Source organism: Mycobacterium sp. HUMS_12744610, from assembly GCF_041206865.1.
Classification (GTDB): domain Bacteria; phylum Actinomycetota; class Actinomycetes; order Mycobacteriales; family Mycobacteriaceae; genus Mycobacterium; species Mycobacterium servetii.
The window spans coordinates 238,217-262,891 of sequence record NZ_JBGEDP010000001.1 but is presented as its reverse complement, the minus strand read 5'-3'; the positions used below and the strand labels follow the sequence as shown (position 1 = coordinate 262,891).

26 protein-coding genes are annotated in these 24,675 nt (G+C 64.6%); 14 read left to right on the top strand and 12 right to left on the bottom strand.

Annotated features, from left to right (window positions below):
- Window positions 1-149 precede the first annotated feature (149 nt).
- Window positions 150-623 (bottom strand): SgcJ/EcaC family oxidoreductase, encoded by a 474-nt coding sequence (locus tag AB8998_RS01230; RefSeq protein WP_369736433.1) that lies wholly within the window; start codon window positions 621-623, stop codon window positions 150-152.
- A gap of 371 nt (window positions 624-994) precedes the next feature.
- Entirely contained in the window at window positions 995-1,147 is a 153-nt protein-coding gene (locus AB8998_RS01225) for an SET domain-containing protein-lysine N-methyltransferase (RefSeq protein ID WP_369736432.1), read from the bottom strand.
- A 38-nt stretch (window positions 1,148-1,185) separates the two neighbouring features.
- Here AB8998_RS01225 and AB8998_RS01220 point away from each other — a divergent pair, with 38 nt between their 5' ends.
- Both AB8998_RS01220 and AB8998_RS01215 read left to right on the top strand, forming a co-directional pair.
- Window positions 1,186-1,437 (top strand): type II toxin-antitoxin system ParD family antitoxin, encoded by a 252-nt coding sequence (locus tag AB8998_RS01220; protein WP_369736431.1) that lies wholly within the window; start codon window positions 1,186-1,188, stop codon window positions 1,435-1,437.
- Entirely contained in the window at window positions 1,434-1,730 is a 297-nt protein-coding gene (locus AB8998_RS01215; RefSeq protein WP_369736430.1) for a type II toxin-antitoxin system RelE/ParE family toxin, read from the top strand. The genes AB8998_RS01220 and AB8998_RS01215 overlap by 4 nt, the downstream gene beginning before the upstream one ends.
- An 80-nt stretch (window positions 1,731-1,810) precedes the next feature.
- Here the strand turns inward: AB8998_RS01215 and AB8998_RS01210 are convergent, their stop codons facing one another.
- The gene (locus tag AB8998_RS01210) at window positions 1,811-2,395 is read right to left on the bottom strand and encodes a hypothetical protein (protein ID WP_369736429.1); all 585 of its coding nucleotides are present in this window, start codon (window positions 2,393-2,395) and stop codon (window positions 1,811-1,813) included.
- Window positions 2,396-2,538: 143 nt separating this feature from the next.
- Between AB8998_RS01210 and AB8998_RS01205 the strand changes: the two genes are divergently transcribed.
- Window positions 2,539-2,895 carry an alpha/beta fold hydrolase gene (locus AB8998_RS01205; protein ID WP_369736428.1) on the top strand — a complete coding sequence of 119 codons (357 nt, stop codon included), beginning with the start codon at window positions 2,539-2,541 and terminating at the stop codon, window positions 2,893-2,895.
- A 71-nt stretch (window positions 2,896-2,966) separates the two neighbouring features.
- On the opposite strand, the gene AB8998_RS01200 is transcribed toward AB8998_RS01205, so the two are convergent.
- A complete protein-coding gene (locus tag AB8998_RS01200; RefSeq protein WP_369741377.1) occupies window positions 2,967-4,202 on the bottom strand; it encodes an IS256 family transposase in 1,236 nt (411 codons plus the stop codon).
- Window positions 4,203-4,384: 182 nt separating this feature from the next.
- On the opposite strand from AB8998_RS01200, the gene AB8998_RS01195 reads away from it, so the two are divergent.
- The gene (locus tag AB8998_RS01195) at window positions 4,385-5,728 is read left to right on the top strand and encodes an IS256 family transposase (protein ID WP_369736426.1); all 1,344 of its coding nucleotides are present in this window, start codon (window positions 4,385-4,387) and stop codon (window positions 5,726-5,728) included.
- A 201-nt stretch (window positions 5,729-5,929) separates the two neighbouring features.
- Here the strand turns inward: AB8998_RS01195 and AB8998_RS01190 are convergent, their stop codons facing one another.
- The 3 genes from AB8998_RS01190 to AB8998_RS01180 are packed head-to-tail and all read right to left on the bottom strand — an operon-like array spanning window position 5,930 to window position 6,989.
- Window positions 5,930-6,550, bottom strand: a complete 621-nt coding sequence (locus tag AB8998_RS01190; protein WP_369736425.1) for a hypothetical protein — start codon at window positions 6,548-6,550, stop codon at window positions 5,930-5,932.
- Complete coding sequence (locus tag AB8998_RS01185) at window positions 6,550-6,750, bottom strand: hypothetical protein (RefSeq protein ID WP_369736424.1); 201 nt, start codon at window positions 6,748-6,750, stop codon at window positions 6,550-6,552. The genes AB8998_RS01190 and AB8998_RS01185 overlap by 1 nt, the downstream gene beginning before the upstream one ends.
- 20 nt (window positions 6,751-6,770) lie before the next feature.
- Window positions 6,771-6,989, bottom strand: coding sequence for an ATP-binding protein (locus AB8998_RS01180; protein WP_369736423.1), 219 nt, complete (start codon window positions 6,987-6,989; stop codon window positions 6,771-6,773).
- Between the two features lie 64 nt (window positions 6,990-7,053).
- On the opposite strand from AB8998_RS01180, the gene AB8998_RS01175 reads away from it, so the two are divergent.
- From AB8998_RS01175 to AB8998_RS01145, 7 genes are all read left to right on the top strand, one after another.
- The gene (locus tag AB8998_RS01175) at window positions 7,054-8,082 is read left to right on the top strand and encodes a tyrosine-type recombinase/integrase (protein WP_369736422.1); all 1,029 of its coding nucleotides are present in this window, start codon (window positions 7,054-7,056) and stop codon (window positions 8,080-8,082) included.
- A 218-nt stretch (window positions 8,083-8,300) separates the two neighbouring features.
- Complete coding sequence (locus tag AB8998_RS01170) at window positions 8,301-9,338, top strand: tyrosine-type recombinase/integrase (RefSeq protein ID WP_369741376.1); 1,038 nt, start codon at window positions 8,301-8,303, stop codon at window positions 9,336-9,338.
- Window positions 9,338-9,670: a helix-turn-helix domain-containing protein gene (locus AB8998_RS01165; RefSeq protein WP_369736420.1), complete on the top strand. Its 333-nt coding sequence runs from the start codon at window positions 9,338-9,340 to the stop codon at window positions 9,668-9,670. The genes AB8998_RS01170 and AB8998_RS01165 overlap by 1 nt, the downstream gene beginning before the upstream one ends.
- A gap of 3 nt (window positions 9,671-9,673) precedes the next feature.
- Complete coding sequence (locus tag AB8998_RS01160) at window positions 9,674-12,103, top strand: hypothetical protein (protein ID WP_369736419.1); 2,430 nt, start codon at window positions 9,674-9,676, stop codon at window positions 12,101-12,103.
- 5 nt (window positions 12,104-12,108) lie between these two features.
- Window positions 12,109-13,695, top strand: coding sequence for a flavin-containing monooxygenase (locus tag AB8998_RS01155; RefSeq protein ID WP_369741375.1), 1,587 nt, complete (start codon window positions 12,109-12,111; stop codon window positions 13,693-13,695).
- 151 nt (window positions 13,696-13,846) lie between these two features.
- Window positions 13,847-14,161, top strand: a complete 315-nt coding sequence (locus AB8998_RS01150) for a helix-turn-helix domain-containing protein (protein WP_144955196.1) — start codon at window positions 13,847-13,849, stop codon at window positions 14,159-14,161.
- Between the two features lie 488 nt (window positions 14,162-14,649).
- The gene (locus AB8998_RS01145; RefSeq protein WP_369736418.1) at window positions 14,650-15,819 is read left to right on the top strand and encodes a tyrosine-type recombinase/integrase; all 1,170 of its coding nucleotides are present in this window, start codon (window positions 14,650-14,652) and stop codon (window positions 15,817-15,819) included.
- A 126-nt stretch (window positions 15,820-15,945) separates the two neighbouring features.
- On the opposite strand, the gene AB8998_RS01140 is transcribed toward AB8998_RS01145, so the two are convergent.
- The 3 genes from AB8998_RS01140 to istA all read right to left on the bottom strand — a co-directional run bounded on the left by AB8998_RS01140 (window position 15,946) and on the right by istA (window position 19,987).
- Window positions 15,946-17,643, bottom strand: coding sequence for a transposase (locus AB8998_RS01140; RefSeq protein ID WP_369736417.1), 1,698 nt, complete (start codon window positions 17,641-17,643; stop codon window positions 15,946-15,948).
- Window positions 17,644-17,774: 131 nt separating this feature from the next.
- Entirely contained in the window at window positions 17,775-18,440 is a 666-nt protein-coding gene (locus AB8998_RS01135) for an ATP-binding protein (protein ID WP_369736416.1), read from the bottom strand.
- The gene (gene istA / locus AB8998_RS01130; RefSeq protein ID WP_369736415.1) at window positions 18,437-19,987 is read right to left on the bottom strand and encodes an IS21 family transposase; all 1,551 of its coding nucleotides are present in this window, start codon (window positions 19,985-19,987) and stop codon (window positions 18,437-18,439) included. Before istA ends, AB8998_RS01135 begins: the two co-directional genes overlap by 4 nt.
- Window positions 19,988-20,092: 105 nt before the next feature.
- Between istA and AB8998_RS01125 the strand changes: the two genes are divergently transcribed.
- Both AB8998_RS01125 and AB8998_RS01120 read left to right on the top strand, forming a co-directional pair.
- A complete protein-coding gene (locus AB8998_RS01125; RefSeq protein WP_369736414.1) occupies window positions 20,093-20,455 on the top strand; it encodes a hypothetical protein in 363 nt (120 codons plus the stop codon).
- Window positions 20,456-20,593: 138 nt separating this feature from the next.
- A complete protein-coding gene (locus AB8998_RS01120; RefSeq protein WP_369741374.1) occupies window positions 20,594-21,496 on the top strand; it encodes a decaprenyl-phosphate phosphoribosyltransferase in 903 nt (300 codons plus the stop codon).
- A 118-nt stretch (window positions 21,497-21,614) separates the two neighbouring features.
- On the opposite strand, the gene AB8998_RS01115 is transcribed toward AB8998_RS01120, so the two are convergent.
- Window positions 21,615-22,753 (bottom strand): IS3 family transposase gene (locus AB8998_RS01115; protein ID WP_369736413.1). Its coding sequence is split into 2 segments (ribosomal slippage): window positions 21,615-22,483 and window positions 22,483-22,753, totalling 1,140 coding nucleotides; the frame shifts between segments, so codons are not numbered across the junction.
- Between the two features lie 104 nt (window positions 22,754-22,857).
- The gene (locus AB8998_RS01110; RefSeq protein WP_369736412.1) at window positions 22,858-23,742 is read right to left on the bottom strand and encodes an alpha/beta fold hydrolase; all 885 of its coding nucleotides are present in this window, start codon (window positions 23,740-23,742) and stop codon (window positions 22,858-22,860) included.
- Window positions 23,743-23,827: 85 nt separating this feature from the next.
- Between AB8998_RS01110 and AB8998_RS01105 the strand changes: the two genes are divergently transcribed.
- Complete coding sequence (locus tag AB8998_RS01105) at window positions 23,828-24,466, top strand: TetR/AcrR family transcriptional regulator (RefSeq protein ID WP_369736411.1); 639 nt, start codon at window positions 23,828-23,830, stop codon at window positions 24,464-24,466.
- The last annotated feature ends 209 nt before the right edge of the window (window positions 24,467-24,675 follow it).

Here is a 24,675-nt window from a genome sequence, read left to right as displayed (position 1 = left end):
TATTACGCCGCCACCTCTGCGGTAGCACCACATGCGCAGCAGGGGGACAGCCTGCCCGGCGACGTCTGTTGGAGCCATCATCGTGCATCTACAAGCGGGCCTCAACGGCGTGTCTGGTTCTAGAGGAACCGGAGTGATCGCATCCTGTCTCATTTGTGGGATTGTCGTGAAACCAGTTTGTCCATCAGTTTTTCGGCGAACCGGCGATGTGTGGTGTTCTGCGAGGCGGTCAACAGCCAACCGTCGTCTGTCCGCACAGCGATGCTGGTGTTGACCCGGGTGTAGCGGCGATTCCGCCGCCGCGCCCCCTTCGTCACAGCGGCATTTGCCTGGATCAGCGCCACGTCGGGCGTCAGAAACCGCAGTTGGGTGATTTCTGTATTCAGGCGTGATCCGCGTAAGAGCTTCTTGAACAGCGGGGCGTAAGACGTTGCGATCGCTTCGCGGCCTTTGTAGTGGCTGCCCAGGAAAGTGACGTAGTCCGCGTCGGGGGTGAAGACGCTGGCGTATGCATGGGGATCCCCTGTGTCCCAGCCCATGATCTGGCGATCAAGAAGCTCGCGGATGGCATCCTCGTCGGCGCGCCGGTCGATCCGTGTTGCTTCCGACAGGTCGTCGGCCATGATGCTGCCCTTTCGTTCATGTTTGCCGATGAGCGGAGCCGCGCCATCAGCCGGATGTGCTTAGAGTTTCCTTAAGTTGCTTGGCAGCATCAAGTGGCGTTCCCCGCCTGAGAGCGAGTTGTGACACCGGGGGCTCAGGGAACCGGTCCGGGTCTCGTATCTGGCGCCGCTCGTAGCCTTGATCCAGGGGTGTTCGGGTGGAACTCGTCGACAGAACTACGCTCTGTGCCGCTGGCGTGCATTTCGGTGATTTTGCGTTGGAGGTACCACGAGAAGTACCGGTGGTACCTGCGCTGTAGGTCGCTTCGCCGCTAGTCGTGTCCGCCGATCACGCGCCGGCAGGAGGCTATGTTGCAGTGGCAGATCATTTGTCAGTCGTAGTCGTCGAACAGCGCATAGTCCGTGGTCAGTTGCTCACCGGCGGTCACTTCGCGCATGGCGACGAGCACGATGTTGCCGGCGAAGCCGACGTTGGGTTCGCAGGAGTGGTTGATGAAGAGCATCACGGCCCAGGGTCCGGCCATGTGGTTAGGACTGTACCAATAGTTGGTACAGTCAGTTCGTGGGTAAGAATACGTCCTTCAGTCTCGATGAGCATTACAGCGCCTTCATCGACGGCGAGATCGCCGCGGGGCGCTATCGGTCGGCCAGTGAGGTCGTCCGCTCCGCATTGCGGCTGCTTGAAGACCGCGAAACCCAGCTGGGGGCGCTGCGCGATGCTCTCGAGGCCGGCGAACGCAGCGGCAGCTCGACACCGTTCGACTTCGACGCCTTCATCGATCGCAAGCGGGCTCAGGTACCGCATGGGCAGTGAGCGGCCGATACCTTCTCTCCCCTGCCGCGCAAGCAGATCTGGAACAAATCTGGGACTACACCTACGACCGTTGGGGTGTTGACCAGGCCGAGGACTACTTGCGCGAACTTCAACACGCCATCAACCGCATCGCGGCAAACCCGCGGATCGGCCGAGCCTGCGACGAGATCCGCCCCGGCTATCGCAAGCTCGCTGCCGGTTCACACACGCTGTTCTACCGGGTGACCGCCGGAAACGTCATCGACGTCGTGCGCATCCTGCACCAACGGATGGACGTCGACCGCCATTTCTGACTTTTTATGTCAATACCGCCAGACCCGAGCGCGCAAAGCAGGAACTGCGACGTCCCGATTGTCTAGATCCGACACGTAGGTCAGATCGCCTTGCGGCCGGGTGGGGTGGCGTCCTCATCGAGGCCCACACGCCGCGCGCGGGCCCGCAGATCGGGGTCGTTCAAGAAACCCTCCAAGAGCGCAACCGGTCCACCGACGCAGGTCCAATCGTCGTCCCACAGCGTGGAGACAAGCCAGGACCGATCTACCGGGAACATCAGGTCCGGTAGGCGAGTCGACCTCGACGACCAGTCGTCACCAGACCGCCAGTCGGCGGCCTGCTCTGGTCCGGCCTGTACCAACACATAAGGCCAGTTCGCATACAAGGTCACCCTCGGCGCGTCGGGAAACACGACGTCGGCGCAGCCGGTGTCAAGGTAACCAATCCACCACGGTTGCTCCGGTGACTGCCTACGGAGCAACGCGACCACAGCCCGATCGTGCCGCTGGTGTTCCCCTTGAGTGTCGGGCAGTACGACGGTGCCGTAGTCATCAAACATGGGTGGGATCGCCGAAGTGATTCTGACGCCGCTCGAAGTGGCCGCGTATATCCACGCGACATCCGCAGCCGTGCCGACCAGCCAGCTCCGGCCGTCTCGGACGACCCGGCTCACCACACTGACCAACGCCGAGAGCGTGCACGCATCAAATCATTATCAGCACGGCGGTGGAGAATCCCGAGGCATCCCGCGAGACGGGATCTGATCGACCTCGAATCTCTAAAAGCGAGACTTCCCGCCCGTGCATCGGTCCTGGCTAAAATCAACGTGTGGATGGGCCGTATCGGCAGTTGATTGATATCGGTGACCGGGCGGTGTGTGTCCGCGTGCGGGGCAGTGGCCCAACGGTCGTGCTTGAGGCCGGAGGTGCGGGTGGTGCCGGTGAAGGCACCACGGGCGCCTACGGCGACTTAGAAGAACGCCTGGCTTCGTTTGCGACCGTGCTGACATATGACCGCGCCGGCAGTGGGTGCTCTGATGGCCCAGCACATCGTGACGTTGCCGCGATGGCGGATGATCTGGCCGCGATGATCCAAATTACGGGGTGTGTCACACCGGTGGTCGTTGTCGGTTGGACGCTTGGGGGTTTGGTCGCGGAGATGGGTCGCGTCCTAAAGCCGGTGTAAAAGAGGCCGGGCGTAGGGAGCCTGTCACGATTTCTGTGTAAGTCAGAGGTGATTTGACTACGAGTTGTATTCTAGCACAATGGGATTCGCCCAGGGAATAGTCTGGCGAGTGTGTTGAGCGCCACAGTCCAGTTGTGCGTTCCAGTACCCGAATAGCCTCCTCTCTCGCTGGAGATGTTGCGCAGCCCGAGGTACAGCAACTTCATCGCGGCGTCCTTGTCCGTGAAATGACCACGGTTCTTGGTGATCTTGCGCAACTGGAAGTTGATCGACTCGATCGCATTGGTGGTGTAGACGATCTTGCGCAACTCCACCGGATAGTCCAGGAACGGAACGAATTCCCCCCAGGCGTTGTGCCACACGTCAATTGCACCCGGATATTGGGCGCCGAATTGCTGGTCGAACTCCTTGAGTGCGAGTTCGGCTCCATCGACGGTCGGCGCACTGTAGATCGCCCGCATCGCGGTGGCGACCTTCTTGCGGTCCTTATAAGACACGAAGCGCATCGCATTCCTAATGACGTGCACGACGCAGGTCTGCACCACGGTATCGGGATAGATCGAGCGGATCGCATCAGGCAGACCGGTCAGCCCGTCGCAGCAGGCGATGAGGATGTCGCGCACCCCGCGGTTGCGCAGGTCGATGACGACCTTCTGCCAGAACTTCGCCCCCTCGGAGTCCTGGATCCAGCAGCCCAAGGCGTGTTTGCGGCCCTCCAGATCCACGCCAATGGCCAAATAGGCGACCTTGGTGGTGATGACCCCGTTGTCGCCGATCCGCAGCCGCAGCCCATCGATGTAGAGGATCGGGTAGACCTCATCGAGCGGGCGGGCCTGCCAGGCCTTGATCTCATCGACCACCACCTCGGTGATATTGGAGATCAACTCCCGCGACACCGACGCCCCATAGACCTCCTGCAGGTGGGCTTCGATATCGCGGGTGGTCATTCCCCGTGAATACAGCGACAACACCACCGAATTGATGTTGTTGAGCCGGCGGGTCTTCTTCGGCACAATCGCCGGCTCAAACGAGCCGTTGCGATCACGCGGCGCATCGATCTGCACCGGGCCGTTGACGGTGGTCACCGTTTTCGGCGTGGTGCCGTTGCGCGAATTTCCCGATCCGCGTCCGGCCGGATCGCCGGCCTCATAACCCAGATGGTGGGTTAGCTCCGCATTCAGCGCCCGCTCCAGCACGGCCTTAGTCAGCTGGTTCAGCAAACCGTCCGCGCCGTCGATCGGGGTCCCGGTCTTCACCGCATCCTTAATCAACGAGTCCAGCGTCTCTTCGGTGAACATCTCGGCCAGCCGCCGCGCCGCGGTCGTCTCCTCAGCCGGCATCTGCATGGTCTTGGTCACAAAACACTCCTTCTGTCCGCCCAACGGCGGTCCGATGATGGACCACCCCGGACTTACACAGATGGAATGACACGCCCGGCGTAGGTTCTGCTTCGAGACCTACCAAGTCATCGAAGAAAGGACCTACGCCCGTGCCTGCACGAGTATCCCCGACCGATCGTGTCCGTGCCAAGATCGACGAGCTGTTCGCCTCGGATCGTGAGTTGCCTGAGATCCTCGAGGAGGTGGCCCGCCTCGGTGCGCAGTTGCTGATGCAGGCCGCGCTGGAGGCCGAGGTGACCGAATTCCTGGGCCGGGACCGCTATCAACGCGCCGGCGCGACGCCGGATGCCCAGCCTGGGTCGCGCAATGGCTATCGGCCGGTGTCGGTCAAGACCACCGCCGGCCCGGTCACCTTGGAGCGACCCAAGCTGCGCGGCACGACCACCGCATTCGCCTCGCGGCTGTTCGGCAAGCACGTCACCAAGACCAACGCGCTGGAATCACTGGTGATCGCCTCGTTCGTGCGGGGGCTATCGGTACGCGATGTCGAGGCCACCCTGGCTGATGCGCTGGGTGATCAGGCCGCGATCTCCAAATCGACGGTTTCGCAGGTCTGCCAGGCGATCAAGACCGAGTACGACACCTGGGCCAAGCGCCGCCTCGACGAGATCGTGTTGGACTACCTGTTTTTGGATGCGTCGTTTTTCCGGATGCATCCCGGCTCGCCGGCCGAGCCGGTCCTGGCCGCCTGGGGGGTGAGCACCGACGGCAAGCCCGTCTTCGTCGGCTTGGCGCCGGGCTCGGGGGAATCCACTGATGCCTGGGCCGGTTTCTTGACCGACCTGACCGAGCGGGGGCTTTCGTGTCCGCTGCTGGTCGTCTCCGATGGCGCCCGCGGTCTGATCGCCGCGATCGAGCAGATCTTCCCGGCGGCGTTGCGGCAACGCTGCCTGATTCATCGACTGCGCAATGTTTTGGCCAAGATCCCCACCGGGATGCAGCCAGAGATCCGCGACGGCTACTGGGCCCTCTTCGATACCACCGCCGAGGCCGACATCGAGCCCGGACCGCGGCTGGTCGAACTCATCGATGCCCGGCTGGACGCGTTCGCTGCCCGCTACGGCGCCACCTACCCGGCGGCGATGAAGATATTGTTGACCGATCGTGAGGGCTTGACCGCCTATCTGCGGTTCCCGGCTGAGCATCATCACCGTATCCGGCACTCGAATTTCATCGAGCGCACCTTCGGCGAAACACGGCGCCGAGCAAAGGTTATCGGACGTTTCCCCGGCGAGACCAGCTGCATCAGCATCGCCTGGGCCGTGCTCGACCGGGCATCTCGCGGCTGGCGCGGACTGACCATGACACCGGCCGGGCTGCGCGGACTCCAAGACCTACGCCGCAGCCTGCTGCAACCACCCCAGCAACTGCGACCCCACCCCATCCCCAACGCCGCCGACAGCACCACCCAAACCGTCAGCGCCACCGCGTAACATCACCCACCGAAGCCGGAATCTCCGCCCACCGATTTACACCGGAATCCGGACGCCACCCGGAGATGTTCGCTGTGCGACATCCTGACAAGGTTGCGGGTTTGGTGTTGCTCAACCCCACGGAGATGCCCACCGAGTCGCGGCTTGGCCGGTATCGCTTGCTGGCCTCTGGGCTGGTTTCTGTTCTGGTGTCGAACGTTGTCATAAGGCTCGGGGTGTTTCGAACTCGCACCGGCCGAAAATTTCTTCGGCGCAGGGCCGCGTCAGCGGGTACCAGTACGGATGTGCTCGACTATGTCGAGCACTTCTTGCTGCATCCCCCGCGGGCGCGATGGTCGTATGTGCCGGTGCTGCCTGAGTTTCGTCAAGCGTTTTGGCCCCACCAATCTGCATGAATTTTGGCCCCGGGCCTTGGTGTTGGGGCTTTGATCGTTTGGTAGCTGGTTGAGCGGCAGCGAGGTGTGCTGCGTGTTGGTGGGCGGTGTCGAGTTCGGTGGCGGTGTGCTGGGCTTGCTCGATGGCGTGTTGAAGGCTGCTGGTCAGTGCCCGCATCGCCGAGGCGAGGTCGGGCTGCGGTGAAAGTGAGTCCAGGGTCAGCCGGCCGTCTCGGTGCTGGTGTGCAAGCCAGCGGGTGAGCTGGGTGAGCAGCTGGCCGAGCATGCCGGTCATGGCTGCCAGGGTGGCGATGATTTCGGCGGCATCGGCGGGATAGACGAGGTCCTTGCTGGTCGGGTGGGTGCGGCGGTTGAGCTCGTGGATCGCGTTCGCGGCCCGGTCGGCCAGTTGACCGGCGCTGAGATGGTCGGTGATTGTGTCTGGCATCAGTACGCCGGTTCGTCGTTGTTGCGGGCCAGCAGCGAGATCAGCCGGTCGAGGGTGACGCGCAGGCCGGTGAGGTCGTAGCCGTGCTTGGCCAGCAGCGAGTCGAGTTGGTCTTGTTCAAGGTCGATCCAGTCGCGTAGACAGTCCAGCAGATCGGCGAGTTCGGAGGCGTCGGCGCTGTTGAGGGTGATGGTTGGCATGGTCGTTTTCCTTTCGCCGCTCAGGTGGTTTTCTTGGTTGGCCGGGTCGTGCTGGTGCGTAGCCGGTAGGACTGGGTGCCGGTTTCGAGGATGTGGGCGTTGAAGGTGATTCGGTCCACGATCGCGGCGACCAGGCGAGGGTCGGCCACGACGGTTCCCCACTCAACTGGAGCTGGCACATGTTCGTTATGACCGATTTCCCCTGCTAGCTGGACTTTCGACTGCTCTGCGTGTCGCATCGATCTTCAAGGCATTATCGCGATATGTTAGGTGCTGCCTTAACGAGTTAGGTGGGAAGAAGGTGTGCGGGTGGTGGAGGGTCTCCGGCTGATTCCCGGTGGCGCCGTCCCGGTCGAGCCCGTTGTTAGGGATCCTGTTGTCTTTCAACGGGAATGCGTCGATGCGTTCGTGGCGTCGTGGCGGGCGCGCGGGTTTAGCCCGGTGACGATCGACAATGACATCGGGTTGTTGGAGCGGACGTTGGCCGCACTGGGGCGTCCGGCGTGGGAGGTCACCAGCGAGGACATCGATCGCGTGGTTGGCGAGCTGGCGGTGGCGGGCCGTTCGGCGTCGACGCGGCGCGAGTACGTGCAGATCTTCAAGGGGTTTCACCGGTTCCTGCAGGCCCGTAAGGCTGCCGAGATCGAGGCCGGGTTCGGTGTGCGCTTGGTGTGCCCGGTTGATGAGTTCAACGCTTCACGGCACGTAGGTGACGAGTCGCCGGCGGTCGGGGCGCCGCCGACCCCCGACCGGGTGAGCGAGTTCTTCGAGTTCTTGAAGTCGAGGATCGCCACCGCCCGCAAGTACGGTCCGGCCGCGCGGGACTACGCGTTGTTTCGGACCCTGTATCACGCTGGGCTGCGATCGGAAGAGTCTGCACTGCTGGAGATAGTGGACGTGCATTTCGGGCGTGGACCGTTCGGCAAGTTGCACGTGCGATTCGGCAAGGCCGCCCACATGTCCGGTCCTAGGCCGCGGTGGGTGCCGATGCTGGACGGGTTGGACGCGTTGTTGCGGTGGTTTTTGGCCGATGTGCGGCCGAAGTTTCCGGAGTCGCCGGTGTTGTTTGCCGACGAGTCCGGTGGTCCGCTGAATCGTGGCACGATCCGCAACCGGCTGCGGTATCTGATGGAGCTGGAGGGCCGACCGGTCGCGGAGCGGTTCAGCCCACACGCGCTGCGTCGCGCTTGCGCGACACACAACTACGAGCGTGGCGTTGATCTGGTGGCGATCCAACAGCTTTTGGGTCATTGGACGGTGAGTTCGACCATGCGCTATGTGAACTATCAGAAATTGCATCAGACGGGCGCGTCTCCGCTGGTCGCCTGCTGAAGCAGATCTGGCTATGGTGTCATGTCGCCTACAGGACAGGGCGTCCCACCTGCATTGCTTGCATATCGCGCCCGTTGGATGCATGATCCTTTCGCCGGACGGTTGCGGGGATTCAGGTTGGAGGCGGCGTGGTGCGGGCAGATCTGGCTGGGTCGGCGCATCTGGAGCTGGTCTCCGGAGTTGTGCAGTTGCGTCCGGAAGACGCTGTGCTGGAGGCGATGTTGCGCGGATGGCGTGCCCAGCAGGTTGCGCGTGGTTTGCGGGAGGAGACCATCGCGCCGCGGGAGCGGTTGGTGCGCCGGTTTGCGACGTTCACTAACGAGTACCCGTGGCATTGGCTGCCGGGTCATGTCGACGAGTGGACGCAGTCGTTGATGGCGGAGTCGCATCTGGCACCTTCGACGATTCGCGGCTATCAGACCGAGCTGCGATTGTTCAGCGAGTATTTGTGCGACGGCCGTTATAGCTGGGTTGCGGTGTGCGAGCAGGAGTTTGGTTCGGGTGTGCATCCGGTGCCGATCTGCCATGAGTGGAACACGATAGAGCACCTCAATGGCTACGAGGGCAACCCAGAGGCCCGGCCATTCACCCGCGAGGAGTTGCAGCGGTTTCTCGACTACGCCGACGACCAGGTTGAGCGTGCGGTGTGCGCGAAACGCAAGGGCGCGTTGGCCGCCTACCGGGATGCGACGTTATTCAAAGTGGTGTATGGGTGGGGCCTGAGGCGGACCGAGACGGCGAAGCTGGATGTAGTTGACTGGGGCCGTAACCCGGCGGTGCCGGAGTTCGGCCGGTTCGGGATGCTGCATGTGCGCTATGGCAAGTCGGTGCGCGGGCAACCGCCGCGGCGACGCAACGTGCCGTCGGTCATGGGGTGGGCGGTGGAAGCGGTCGCCGACTACGTCGACAACATCAGGCCCCGTTTCGGGTGCGAGGACCATCCGGCACTGTGGGTGACCGAACGTGGCGGTCGCATCGCCCCGGCAGAGATCAACGCCCGCTTCGTCACATACCGTGACGCGCTCGGGCTACCGAAAACCCTTAGTCCACATAGCCTTAGGCATTCGTGGGTGACGCACCTTACTGAGGAGGGCGTTGACCGACGATTCATCCAGGAGGCCGTTGGGCATCGCTGCGATACGTCCACCGCGATCTACACCCACGTGTCCGGTGACTTCATGAACACCGCGCTGCGCAAAGCCCTGGCGCCGGCGTTCGACACGGCGCCCGACCCCACGAGCGGCAAGGAGTCCTGATGGCCCGCAAACTCGACTACCGATGGCACCTGCGTCAGGTGATGGCTGCACGCGAGATGTTCAGCACCACCGACCTGATAGAGCCGTTGGCGCAACGCGGCATCCATCTGTCGTCCAGCCAGGTCTATCGGCTCGTCGTCGAGCGACCCGAGCGGCTGAGCCTGAATATTCTGATGGCGCTGCTGGACGTCCTGGACTGCCGGATGGACGAGCTGATCGAACCGGTCGCCGCAGCCGCGCCGACGCGCAAGAAACGTGCCGCTGGCGGCGCCGACGCCGGTCTGGGCGGACTGCGGCCAAAACGCGCTCGCATCAGCGGCATTGAAAGCTAAGCAATGCCAAAGACATTCGCATCTGAGGTGCTCGCCGACCCGATCGGGGTCATCGTCGATCTGGTGCTTGGCGAAAAGCCCGGGCTGGATCGACGCACGGTCATCGGACTGGTCGAGGCGATGGCCGGTGGACGAGCGAAACGGCGCCGCCTCGCCCAGGCATTGCTGGACCGGCCCGCAGTGTTGACCGACGGGCGCTCGCCAGCGCCACGTGGGATTGGTGAGCTGCTGATCGCGCTGAATGCGGCTGGCGCCATGCATATTTCGTCTCCGGTTTGCGCAGGTTGCGGCAAGCATCTACACACCCTGCAGCGACGCGGGGATGACTGGTATTGCGCGAAGTGCGGTCCTCGACGAGAACCCTGCACAATATGCGGCTCGAGCAGGCCGGTTTACCTTCGCGACCGCGACGGCCGACCCAGGTGTTCACGATGCCTGCCCGATGACGGGCGGGATCCGACGCCGCTCATCGTCGACGTCGTGAGGCGAGCAGACCCGAGCTTGTCGGGTGAGGAGATCAACGCGGCAATCGAGGCGGTGGTGCCGCGTGCCGGACGCCGATACCGATTGGCGTGGGCATTGCAGCAGCGACCCGCCCTGCTGACCGGCGCCGGTGCCGAGGCGTCTGATCCTGCGGTGCTGCGGTTGATCGACCAGCTCGGGGACGCCGGAGCGAAAGGCATTGTCCACCCGGCCTGCCCCGGTTGTGGTCGAATCATCCACCTGCACCGGCCTATCGGCGGAAAGTGGTTATGCCGCAGCTGCACCGCCAAGTCCCGTGCCCAACCATGCGCTCGCTGCGGCGCGCTTCGCGAAGCCGCCACCCGTGACGAACAGGGCCAACCCGTGTGTCCGAGCTGCCTGGTCACCGATCCGATCAACCAGGAAGTCTGCGTGGACTGCGGCCGCCGCCGACCGGTTAGTATCCGCTGCGAGGACGGACCACGCTGCGCCAGTTGCCGCCCGCCGACGATCGCCGAATGCGCGATCTGCGGACGGACCGCGCCGAGCACGATTTCAATTGCCACCGGCCGCCCGTGGTGCGAAGCCTGCCACAAGCGGTGGGCCCAATGTATTTCGTGCGGCGAGTTCCGCCCTATCCGCGGCGGCACGCTGGCCGAACCGCTTTGCGCCGAATGCGTTCGTGACGAGTCCGGTTTCTGGCGCACCTGTCCCGGATGTGGTCAACGCGGCCGCCGGTATACGAGCCGGTGCGCCCGCTGCAACGTGCAGCAGCGGCTGCGCGAGCTGCTCGGCGACGCCCGCGGTGACATCCGCCCCGACCTGTGCGACCTCTACGAGGCCCTGGTCGCGGTCGAACGTCCCAACACGGCCGCGGTATGGCTCGATAACGGCGGCGGTCCCGCCATCTTGCGCGAGCTAGAGGCCGGTCAGCGCGTGCTGTCGCACGAGACGCTCGACGAACTGCCCGCGGGCAAGCCGGTCGAGCACCTGCGCAGCGTCCTGGTCGCGATCGGCACCCTGCCACACCGCGACGAACAGATGCTGCGGTTGCAGCGCTGGACCGCCGCCCTCATCACCGAACGCGTCGATCCCGAGGAGCGCGGCCTGCTGCACCGCTACGCCGTCTGGCACGTCATCCGCCGCCTGCGTGCCCGCGTCGGCGACACCGACACCACCTACGGGCAAGCCCGCGCCGCCAAGCGCTCCATCAGATCTGCAGCTGCCCTACTGGATTGGCTTGCCGCGCATAACCTTAAGCTTGCCACTGCCCGACAGGGAGATCTCGACCGGTGGCTAACCAGCGCCGCCGCCGGCCAGCGTCGCGACAGCGGCAACTTCGTGCGCTGGGCACGCCGAAACAGGCTCACCCGAGTCGAGCACGCCGCCCAACGATGGGACGGCCCCAGCGGCGTCATCGACACCGAGACCCGCTGGGAACAAGCACGCTGGCTGCTACACGACGACACGATCGACACCGCCGGCCGTGTCGCTGCCCTGCTGGTGCTGCTCTATGCCCAAACCGCCGCCGCCATAAGCGAACTGACCATTGATGACATCGAACTCACCGACGAAAGCGTCCGGTTGCGGCTCGGACACGAGCCGATCCTGATCCCAGCACCGCTAGACCGACTGATCCGCGCCCTGGTCTCCACCCGATCACCTCACGCCGCCGTCGGCCGCCCTCGCAGCTCGCGATGGCTATTCCCCGGCGGGCAGCCCGGCCGCCACCTCAGCGCCTTCCGCATGGCCGAACGACTCCGTCAACTCGGCATCCAAGCCAGCCGCGCACGTTCCGCCGCCCTGTTTCAACTCGCCACCGACCTGCCAGCCGCCGTGCTGGCGCGCACCCTGGGAATCCACATCAGCGTCGCCGCGACCTGGCAGCGCGCCAGCAGCGGCGACTGGACCACTTACGCAGCCGAAATCAGCCGCCGATCACCCACTGAGATAAGGATGCGGGTCACGTGACAGACATGCGGGCCGGGCGGATCGGCGTGATCGGCGCGGGAATTGCGGGCCTGGTCACCGCGAAAGTGCTGCGCGAGGACGGCTTCGAGGTGATCGTGTTCGAGAAGGAGCAGGCGATCGGCGGTGTTTGGACCCAATCGCGGACCTATCCCGGACTGCGTACCAACAACTCACGCGACACCTACGCATTCTCCGACCATCCCTATGACCGATCAGCCGACATCTTCCCGAGCGCTGAGCAGGTGCGCGCGTATCTGGCCTCGTATGTGGCCCGGTTCGAGTTGGCCCCGCTTCTTCGGTTATCGACTGAGGTGGTGCGGGTGTCTCGCCACGGTAACGAATTCACGGTAGAAAGCTGTGGCCCAACGGGTTTGAGCACCGTGGTGTGTGACTTTGCGGTGGTATGCGCGGGAACCTTCTCTGAACCGGACATGCCTGCGATCGACGGTGCCGACCGGTTCACCGGGACGGTGGTCCATTCAAGCCAAGCGACCAATCCTGCCCTGTTCGCGGGGCGACGGGTGGTGATCGTGGGCGCGGGCAAATCCGCGCTGGATTGCGCGGCGTGGGCCGGGTCGCACGCGCAGGAATGCACGCTGGTGTTCCGAAAGGCCCACTGGATGATGCCCCGCTACTTCCCGGGAGGTATTCCCGCCGACCGGCTGACTCTGGGACGTTCGACCGAGGCGTTCTTCCGCTACCACCACCCCAGCCTGATGGAGAGGTTGTTGCACGGGCCGGGCAAGCAGCTGACCAACTTGGTCTGGCGGGTGGTGAGTCTGCTGTTTCGATTCCTGCTCAGGATGCCTGCGGCCATGGTGCCTGACGAGCCGATGCCTACTGGAATCGAAAACCTGGGGTTCGGCAAGGAGTTCTACGATATGGCCCGCCGCGGTCGGCTGGTCCTGCGGCGTGACTCGGTCGCGGCCTTTCTCGGCGGACCGCAGGTCCTGCTGGCCAGCGGCGATCAGATCGCTGCCGACATCGTCGTTTTCGCCACCGGCTGGCGCCAGCCGTTGTCGTTTCTAGCGCCCGAACTGCGGACACCCGTTGTCTCCGACGGGCGATTCCAGCTCTACCGGCATATCCTTCCGCCCACCGAGCAGCGCCTCGGGTTCGTGGGCTACGCCTCATCGACCGCGTGTCAGCTCAGCTCAGAAATCTCAGCCCACTGGCTTTCACGATGCTTCCGCGGCGAACTCGCACTTCCCAGTCTCGATGAAATGCAGACTGAGATACGACGCGTGCAGGCCTGGCTGGAGGAGGTCATGCCAGCTCGACCGCAGGGCTATCAAATCGGACCGCACCTGGTGCACCACATCGACGACCTGTTGGCCGACATGGGATTACCGACACGGCGAACCAGCAACTTCGTCAGCGAATATTTCGGGTCGTTCTCGCCGACACGCTACCGAAACCTCGCCCAAGAACGGCGCCCGGCCCGCGGTCGCAAGATCGACCGTCGCCGCTACTACTTGAGCGCCCAGCATGCTCTTGCGGCATTTGCCGCTCTCACCCTGGTTGGTGTCCTTCGCCGACACAACGCGACCCGGCGCCGGACCAACGAACACCCCGATCGGAACCAGACATGACACCGACAGACTCGGACCCGACCAACCTGGCATTCCGACAGTTGCGATATCCGACGTCGCCAGAGCGTCCGTCGGCGACATTCATCGAGGACGCTTATCGGCGTGCGGTCACCTCGACCTTGGCCGAGCTCAGCGGAGAGGACGGGACGGCATGAAGATCCGGTGGCGGTTGCGGATGGCGGCTGCGCAGCGTGAGGTGTGGACCGGAACCGAGCTGCGGCGACTGCTGGCAGAGAAGGCCGGGGTGGAGATGTCGGCGGCGTCGGTGTCGGCGCTGTTCACCAAGGAACCCAGCCAGATCAAGCTCTCGACGCTGATCGCGTTATGCACCGCATTGCAGTGCACCCCCGACGACCTGTTCGAGACCGATACCACCCCGCTCGAACGGCCCGCCACTCCGGCGCGGTCGGTTCCGTCGGAACCGAAGACAGCCAACGTGCGGGGCCGGTCGATGCCGCCGATGTAGATTCGGCGAAGCTTCGGAACGGGTTGCGGCCGATGGGGAAAAAGCAACGAGACTGCGTCGACTGCGGAGCCCCGGTCGGATACCTCGGCCGCGAGCATTGCTGCCTGTGCACCCGCCGGTTACGGACGCAGGCGGCCAAGGCGCAATGCCCACGCTGTGGGCGCGACCGGGTGCTGGTGTCGGCGGTGGGTCGGTGCGTGCTGTGTTCGCGCTGTTGCCGGGAATGCGGCAGATCGATGCGGTTCCGCAACGAGGTGGTGTGCCGGCCGTGTCAGAAGCGGGCCAAGCTCGCGGCCGCGAGATCGACCTGCCCGCGCTGCGGAAAACCAGGCTATCTGCGCGAGTCGACTGGGTGGTGTGGCTCGTGCTCACGACCCGGTCCGCCGAAGGATCCGCCCCGGGTCTGCGTGTCCTGCGGCGAGTTGCGCCGCCACGTCGGGCGCGGCATGTGTGGGCGATGCTGGCAGCGTCGCCCGGACCGGCCGTTCGTGCGTGGCGAGACGCTGGCCGCCCGGCTCGCCGAGCCGCCGGGCTGGCTCGATGATTTCGTCGCGGACCTGGCGACGCATTACTGCCCGGCGCAGGCATGCAAGCTGCTCACCACGTTGGCACGGTTGCTCGCAGACGATTTCCCAAATCACCCGCAAAGCGTGCTCGAGCGGGCCCGCACGCCGGGTCGGTCGATGGGATCGCTGGCTCGGGCGTTGGAGGCGTTCTTCACCGAACGTGGTTTGGCGATGGCCACCGACCAGGCCGACCGGCTCGCCGCCGGGCGACGGCAGAGGCGGATCGACAGCGCACCGGCCGGGATGCGTGGCGCTGTCGCGTCCTTCGCTGAGTCCATGCTGCACGCGCGTGAACGCGCCCGCCGTGCGGGCACTCGGCCCCGTACCGACCGCACCATCGAGTCGGCGCTGACGATCGTACGTGATCTAGCCCGCTTCCTCGATACCCAACGCGGCAAACAGGATTGGGCCCTCGCAGACATCGCCGATATCGAGGCGTTCCTCGCCGAGCTGCCGAAAAACCGGGCCCGCCGCCTGGCGGTGCTGCGCCAATTCTTCCGATTCGCACGCAACCATCATCTGGTGCTCATCGATCCAACCCGCGGCGTCACCATCAAGCGGCACAGGGCATTTCGTGGCCGTACTCTCACCATCCCCGAACAGCGCGTGCTGTTTGAGCGCTGGAGCGGTGATTCGGCAGTGCACCCACACGAGGCGCTGTTCGGGCTGCTGGCAATACTGCACGGCGCCTCCAGCAGCGAGGTGCGTCAGCTACGGGTCGAGCACATCGATACCGTCAATCGCTCGATCACCCTCGGCAGACGTCCTCACCCAGTGCCGCTCGACCCGGTCAGCTGGGCCGCGCTGCAGCGCTGCCTCGAGCACCGCGACACGCTGCGCACCGACAACCCGCACGTACTCGTCACCAGGGGCACCAAGGCCGATCGACGGCCGGCTTCCGAGGCCTACATGAGCCACCTGCTCGACCCGTGCGGCCTGCCGCCCAAGATGCTGCGCAGTACGCGACTGGCCGATCTCGTCAACACAATGGACCCGAAACTCGTCGCCGCAGCATTCGGCATGAAACCCGAAGGGGCGATGATCTACCTCGCCGATCAGCTCGACGATGGCCGATTGCTAGGACGGCGCTGATGTAGTGACCTCCAGCAGGGCGGGGATTTCGCGGTATCGGGGTCTCGACGGCTGGGAGGGGCTTGCGCTGGCTGATATTAATGGGATCGTAGGTGGCCTGGTGGCCTGGTGGCCTGGTGGTCCCGATCAGGCGATGGCCCAGCCCCCGGCCGCTGAATGCAGGCCCAGGCTGGCCAATCGGGCGAGGTTGATCGCGCCGGCTCGGGCGAGGATGTCGGTCAGGATGCGTTGTTGTCCGCGGCAGCGAGCCTTGCGACCACCCCAGGGGCGCCGGGTGAAGTGACTGATCTTGCGTTCCACAACCGGCCGATACGTTCGGTAATCGGTCTGCCAGGCCGGGTCGCGTTGGCGGGCCTTGGCCAGCTGTAGGGCGGCCTCATGGGCATGGATGGTGATCACCCGTCCACGGCGGGCTTTGGTGCATTGCGCCCGCAGCGGACACGACCCACACAATGCCCCGAAGCGAGCGACCTGCTGACGCCGCCCGGTGCTGATGGCCACAGTGTGCTCGGCCGGGCAGGTGACGGTGCCCGCAGTCAGGTCGATACCGAACTGGTCTTTGGAATAGCCGTTGGCGTTGCGCACCGGGGGCACTTTGGCGCGCATGTCATGGCCACGTTGGGTCTGCTCATCGAGGGTGGCCCCATCAGCGTAAGCCGAATCGCCATACACCTCAAAGACATTGGGCTCCGACTCGTTTCGCACATGCTCACCGTGATCGGTGATCGTTTCATCGGCATCGGCATCGGCATCGGCATCGGCATCGGCATCGGCATCGGTGGCGGCATCGGTGGCGGCGGAATCGGGTGCAGCACTCGTGGTGTCGGTGACCGGGTTGCCCAGCAGCTCGTCGATGACCTCACGGTCGGCGGCGTTGGCCGCGGTGACGGCCACCGCGGTGATCAGCTCGTCATCGGGATCGATACCCAAATGGGACTTGTAGCCATCGAAGGTCCGCGCCCGCGACTTATGCCCATGGCGGGCCTCGGTATCAACGGTGGAGATCAGCCGATCCCGGGCCACCCGCCTCGCGATGCGAAACACCCCGTCGTCGCCGGCCTCGACGTCCTGGCCGGCCACCAGCGCCAGCAACTCGACCGCCTCACCGAGTGCCCCGTCAAGCTGGCGGCCATCGCAGGCCTCCAGTGCTGCCTTGGCGTCGCGCACCAGCGCATCGACCAAGGCTTCACGCGCCGTGGGATCGTCCCAGTCACACGGTGGTTTTCCCAGGCTGGCGTAGTCATCGTCGCGGGTCAGCACGGTGCGCACCGCACCGGCCACCTCCGGATCGGCCCGATCGGCCACCGCCAGTAGTTTGCGGATCGCGGCCCGCAGCTGGATCACCGTGTCCTGGGTGGCCACCGCATCCAACAGCGGAGTGGAATCGAGCACCCGGCGCCGTCCCCGCAACAACCCCGCCGCCCGCGCCGTGGTGTTGACGTCCTCGAACAACCGCCGTGGCCGATCCGATGCGCGTAGCCGGTTGCGCATCCCGACCAGCACCGTGGGATGAAACGCCTCCGCATCCACGGTCAACCCGGCGGCCGCTTTCCAGCGCAGGTCAAAGGCCAGCCGGTCGCAGGCCTCCCGATCCGAAAGCCCCTCGTAGGCCTGCAGCAGCATCACCGCGGCCATCACCCGCGCCGGCACCGTTGGCCGACCCAACGCCGAACGCTTGAACACATCAGCGAAATAATCGTCGTCGAACAGTGCACCGCCGTGGTCGGCCAGCAGCCGATAGATGCTGCCCGCCGGCAGCTGATCGCCGACAAGCAGCATCACGTCATCGAACCGGCCCTGCCGATTTTCCCGTCCCAAAGCCACGCATCTGATCCTCGCCGCCCATCCATGCGAAACCCGCTCAGCCACGCCGAAAGTCAGCGACTAAAACAGCACCGTCCTAGACCAGCTTGCTGAATCCTGACAAGTGCGAACGTGTCACGCTTCGGCAGCGCCTACGCACAGGTTCGCGCGAACATGTGCGCTTTGCTGAACGGGAGGTTGGTGCCGATGCCGATGCTGGCGCGTTCGTCTCGTTCGGTGATGATCTGGAAGAGCAGTTCGGCTCCGCGGGTGTCGATCTGGACGTAGCCGAGTTCGTCGAGCAGCAGCAGATCCAGGCGGGCGTAACGACCGACGACGCGGGAGAGTTGCCGGGCGTCGGCGGCCTCGACGAGCTCGTTGACCAGCGCTGCGGTGCTCACGTAGCGAACCCGGCGGCCTTGTTCACAGGCGGCCAGGCCCAGTCCGATGAGCAGATGTGTTTTGCCGGTGCCGGAGTCGCCGAGCAGCACTAGGGGTTGCCCGGCGTCGATCCAGGCGCCACTGGCCAAAGTGGCCAGCTGCGCGGCGGTCACCGATGGCACTGCCTCGGTGTTGAAATCGGCGAGCCGTTTGAGGCGGGGGAACTTCGCTTCACTGATGCGTCGGGCGCGGCGCCGATCGTTGCGGTCGTCGACTTCGGCGGACAGGACTTCAGCCAAAAACCCGAGGTGGGTTTGGCGTTCCCGCACGGCGATCTCGGCGAGTCGGGCGGCTTCGTCACGGACGGTGGGTAGGTGCAATTCACGGGCCGCGGCACCGATAGCGGCTTGGGCGGCGTCCTGGGTCCGGGTGCTCATGGTGCGCTTTGGGTCGTTGCGCTGGTGGCCAGAAGGTCGTCGTAGCCGGTCAGTGTCGGGGCGGGCCGGTCGTAGCGGGCCAGTGCACCGATTGGGATGACCGGCGCGAGCGCACCGCCGGCGTGGCGGCGGGCATCGATCAGCACGGCCTGCGGGTCCAGCGTGGCGGCGTTGATCGCTTTATCCATCGCGGCGATCACCGCTGTGGCGGGCAGGCTGCGATGGGCGAGCAGGACTTCGATCAACGCCCGGGTGCCCGCCTGGTCGCCGCGTTCGCGGCGGGCGGCGTCCCAATACCGTTGGTGGGTAACGGTAAACACCCCGCAGGCCTTGGCTTGAGCCAGCGCTGTGGCCCCCGGCAGTGCACCCGGTTTGATCTTGAGCACTTCCAGGTAGTGATCCAAGACGAGGACCTGGGCGTATTTGCCGACCACTCGCTCGTGGGCGGCCACCACTTGGGCGCCGTCGAGAACCTCGACCCGGCTCGCCGACAGTCGCACCGGTAGCCGCCGCCCGGCATAGCGCACCGGCACCGAGTAGTAGCACTGCCGCACACAGACCCGCGCCCGGGTGTCCACCCGGGCTGCCAGCAGCCGGGCGGTGTCGAACCGCTCATCGGGCAGGGATGCCAGGTGCGGGCATTCAGCGGCGAACGCCGCGCCGATGGTGACCGGGCGGCCGGTGATCACCCGGGCGTCATCAGCCCAATCGGCAACGGCGATCAAGTCGTTGAGCTCAGCCAACGACGCGACCTTGGGCACCGGCACCAGATGCCGACGGCGGAACCTGCCGATCTCGCCTTCCACGCCGCCCTTCTCGTGGGCACCGTCCTTGCCCGGGGTGCAAAAGAACCCGTCGAAACCGTAGTGGCTGCGCAGGGCAATGAACCGTTCGGACTCGGCCCGGTCGCGGCCACGCAGCACACGCACCACCGCGGGCTTGAGGTTGTCGTAGCGGATCCTGGCGGGCAGCGCACCGAAATGCTCGAAGGCCAGCACGTGTCCTTCCAGGAACGCCTCCTGAGCCTGGGTGACGAAAGCAACGTGGAATGCCTTGCCCGAGTGCGACAGGCGCATCACGAACATCCACACCTTGGTCAACAACCCGGCGATGGTGGCGTAGAACTCGCCGAAGTCGACCTCGGCTTCGGCCCCCGGGGCGTGGGTCTGGGGCACCATCACCTCGACCTTGTCCAGACCCAGCTCGCTTTTGCGGTGGGTGACGTAGCGCGACACGGTCACCTCGGCCATCTGCGCGCCGTGCTCGGCGACCAGCCGTTGCCAGATCCGACGTGCGGTATGTCGCTGCTTGGGCGGCACCTCGCGGTCGCCCAGCAGCCAGGAGTCGATCACCTCGACATACGGATCTATCGCCGGCCGTGGCCGGCTCGCGTAGGCCTTGCGCGGCGGCGGGATCGCCGAGGCCAACGCCTGGCGCACCGTGCGCCGGTGCACCCGATGCCGCTGGGCCAACTCCCGAATCGACAACTCCTCAACCCGGTTGTCACGCCTGATCTGTTCGAACAGCTCCACCCTCGACCGTGCCATTCCCAACCTCCACGTCGATGACGATTGACGTGGAAATCGCATCCCGGGTGGGGCCAATATTCGCGACGACACGCTGACCCCACCGCGCAGCGGATCACCGCCCAGGTGGAGCCAAAATTCATGAAGAAAAACGGCTCTACTGGGGCCAACTCAGGTGATCACACGCAGCTGCCGCAGCTTTTCGGCGGCTATGCACGTGAGACGGCCACGGCGGTGCGTGCGGCAGCGTCATTGCCGAATGTTCCGGTGCGGGTGCTGGTGCCGCAAAATCGCCGCGGCAGATCGCGCGCCCGGGTTGAGCATCTTGATGCCGCTCACCGCGAACTGGCCCAACGGTTTCCACAGGGAGAACTCACATTCGTTGACCAGGCCGGTTACTATTTTCCGATCGACCGGCCCGACGTGGTCATCGAGACGGTATGCGATGTGCTTGGGCTGGATTCAGATACCTACGAGACCACGACCTAGCAACCGACCGCCCTCGCTCGGCCGGGCGTGAGACGGAAAACGAGACGTTCGGAATCTCTAGATTCAAGACACGGTGGGCGCGTGCCGTTGCGTTGTTGCGCGCGCAACCAGCGATACTCGGTGGTCGTGGAGCGCGAAGTGTCGCCAGGAGCCGGGCCGCCGGCGAATCTAACGGTTGGTCTGATCAAAGCGCTGCGGCCACGACAGTGGATCAAAAATGTCCTCGTCGTTGCCGCACCGCTGGCCACTCTGGGTGGCAATGTCCGCTACGACTATCAAGATGTCGCGTACAAGGTGGCTATTGCGTTTGTGGTGTTCTGTTTGGCCGCATCCTCGACCTACCTGATTAACGATGCCCGAGACGTGCATGCTGACCGCCAGCACCCTACGAAACGTTTCCGCCCGATTGCTGCAGGAGTGGTCGCGCCCGCCCTGGCTTACACGTTGGCGATCGGGCTCGGGGCCGCGTCGTTGGCCATTTCACTGGTGACCGCGCCGCCGCTCGCTGTAGTAATCGCGATCTATCTCGCCATCCAGCTCGGCTACAACTTCGGCCTCAAGCACCAAGCTGTGCTAGACATTTGTCTGGTCTCCTCCGGTTTCCTCATTCGGGCGATCGCTGGCGGTGCGGCCACCGGCATCCCGCTCTCACAGTGGTTCCTGCTCGTGATGGCATTCGCTTCACTGTTTGCCGCGGCAGGCAAACGCTACGCAGAACTCCAAGTCGCCGAACGCACCGGCGCCAAGATCCGCAAAGCCCTGGAGAACTACACTGGCACCTACCTCCGGTTTGTGTGGACCACCTCAGCCACCGCGACCATCGTGTTCTACGGGCTGTGGGCATTCGAACGAGACGGACACGCCGGGTCGTGGTTTGCCATCTCGATGATCCCGATCACCATCGCGATGCTGCGCTACGCCGTCGATGTCGACGGCGGCATCGCCGGCGAACCTGAGGACATCGTTCTCAAAGACCGCGTACTACAACTACTCGGCGTCGCCTGGGTCGCCACCATCTGCGCCGCAATCGCTTTCGGCTGAGTGGTTTTGATCGCGAAAATCGGAGTCGGTTGTTCGCGCGACGGCGCCGGATTAACCACGAATGCGGGAGTCAGTGTCCGGGTTGATAGTGAGGGGGACCCGTTTGGTGGTCCAGTCGCTATGCGGCTTGGGGTTGGTGGGTCGTGGTCCACTGTAGAGCGAACTCGGCTGGGGTGAGTTCGCCATGGGCGGAATGGGGTCTGTTGGCGTTGTAGTCGCAGCGCCAGTCTTCGATGATCACGCGGGCTTCGCGCAGGGAGTCGAAACGCCACGAGTTGAGCAGTTCGTCGCGTAGCCGGCCGTTGAACGATTCGATCCAGGCGTTCTGCCACGGCGAGCCGGGATCGATGAACAGCGAACCGGTGCCGTTGAACCGGCACCAATCGTTGACGGCGTGCGCCACGAACTCGGGCCCGTTGTCGAAGCGCATGTAACATGGCGCTCCCCGCTGCAGGGTCAGGCGATCCAAGACGTCGACGACGCCGTCGGCGTCGATGGCGCGGTCGATCTGGATCGCGAGGGCTTCGCGGGTGAACTCGTCGATCACGTTGAGCATTTTCAAGGTGCGCCCGTCGGCGGTGGTGTCGAACTGGAAGTCCATCGCCCAGATCACGTTCGGGCGGATCGGTGACATCGCGCCAACGGCGACGCCGATACCGGTCAGCCGCTTTTTCTTGCGGCGCTGCACAACCCGCAGGCCTTCCTCGCGCCATAGTCGGCGGATGCGTTTGTTGTTGGCCTTCCAGCCGGCTCGACGGGCCATCTTGGCTGCCCGTCGCCATCCCCAGCGTGGCCGGTCGGTGGAGAACTTGCGCAGCCAGGCCCGCAGCTCGGCTTCCTCATCAGTGATCGGCGCCGGCTTCAGACGCATCGTGGAGCGGTGGATGCCCACCACCGTGCAGGCTCGACGTTCAGAGACCCCGAACCGGTCGCGCAGCAACGTGACGGCGCTGCGCTTGCGGTTCGGGGTTAGAAGTTTCCCGCCGAGATCTCCTTGAGCATGTCGATATCGAGGGCCTGGTTGGCGACCATCTTCTTGAGCCGGACGTTCTCGGCCTCGAGCTCTTTGAGGCGTTTGGCGTCGCTGGCTTTCATGCCGCCGTACTGGGCGACCCAACGATGCCACGTCGACTCGGCGATCTGCAGGTGCCGGCACACCTCGCTGAGTTCCTGGCCGGCGCCGAGGAGCTTATTGCCCTCGGCGAGCTTGCGGATGATTTGGTCCGGCGTGTGCCGCCGGCGCTTGTTTGCTGTCATGTCGTCGTCGATTCTTCCTGCCCAAACACCGGGCATCAGAGTCGCAACAACTGGACCACTACGAGGGGCTCACCTCAATAGCGCTGACGGGGCAAACCCACGCGTCACAACGGGCTGCTGTCGTGGGATTGCTGCCAGTGTTCTTCGAGCAGCGGGATGAACTCGTCGGCTCGTTCGTCGGGGAAGAACAGGCGTCCGCCGGAGATGGTGGCGATATGTGTGGTGCTGGGGATGAGGCCGGCGAGTTGGCGTGCCCATTTGATGGGAAAGAACATGTCGCCGGTGCCCCAGGCGATCAGGGTAGGTGCGCGTAGCTGCTGCAGCTGGGGCCGAACCGCGGTCAGGTCATCGGCACTCAGAGATGCCAACAGATGCGCGAAGGCTGCGGCTGCGGCGCGCGTACCCAGGACGGGCCGCCAGAAGGCATCGAGGACATCGGGTGGGAGGTGATGAGCATTCTGGTAGCCGGCGGCTGACACCCACCGCATGACGGCCGGGTGGGTGACCGCCCACGGCCCGAGCACCTCGAAAATTCTGGGCCAGCGTGCCGCTGCTACAACGGGTTTGAACAGTCGCGGCGGTATATTGGGTTCGGTATCGCAGTTGGTCAAGGTCAGCGTCGTCAATCTATCGCCGAGATGTACGGCGGCGATTTGGGCGATGGCACCGCCGGTATCGTTGGCCACCAGGTCGACCTGCTCGAGATCCAGGTGATCACACAGATCGATGACGCGCTGAGCCAGCCCCGCCAGCGACACATCGGCGCCCCGGCTGGCCGGGGGTGTGTACCCATGTCCGGGCAGGTCCAACGCAATGCAGCGGCGGTGCTCTGAGGCGACCGCGCCAATGACATGGCGCCACAGCAGGCTGTTGGTGATGACGCCATGGACGAAGACCGCGGTCCGGCCTTGGCCGACGTCGAGGAAACTGACCGGGCCTGATGGAACGGTGGCGTGGTAGCGGTGGGCTTCGAGCGTCGCGATGTCCATAGGTGGCCCCCGACTTGGGTGTGAATACTCCGGGACTTTCACATACTGTGTGTATGGTGCCTACTTGCCGACTATGCTCTCGTGGGTGGATGGTGTCAAGAGTCGCCGTGAGGAGTATGCCGAGCAGACGCGGCAAGCGCTGTTGGATGCCGCCGCCGCCGCATTCGCCGAGCGCGGCTTTGCGGCCACATCGATTGCGGACATTGCTGCAACCGCTCGGGTTACCAAAGGTGCTGTCTATCATCATTTTCCGGACAAGCGAGCGTTATTTGAAGCGGTGCTGAACCGGTGCGACGAGGCGGCGCAGGCACAAGTCTTCGACGCTGTCGCGCGCTACCCCGACGATCTGTGGGCCGGCAGCATGGCGGCGCTTGAGGTCACCTTGAACGCGTGCGCTGACCCGATCGTCGGCCGACTCATCTATGTGGAAGGCCCCATCGCACTGGGCTGGACGCGTTGGCGCGAATGCGAAGACCAATACACCTACAGAAACGTCCGACTGCTGGTAACTAGCGCGATGCAGGCAGGATTCTTCCCACCAGATATCGCCGTCGACGCGATGGCCCAATTGCTTTCCGGAATGATCACCCACGCCGGGATCGCCCTCGCCGAAGCGCCGCAGTCGAAACGCAAGAAACTGCGGCGCGAGATCTTCACCGAAATACAGCGCCTGCTCACCGGGCTGAGAACGCAGCGACTTCCGCAATCCGCCGGGCGCGGATAGCGCGCCAGCCCACCTGGTGTTCACGTTGGGAATTCGCGGTCGGCCATGCCGCTTTGGGCGTCACGGCGGATCGCGGAGAACAACTCCCGTTAGGAGGGCCCCGAAGTATGCCTTCCCCAGCGGGTCGCTTCTCCGCCCCCTTACCGCCCTACCTCGCAGAGCGGAGCCGCCAACCGCCACTTCGACAACCCCTCATCAGCCTCGGCTGA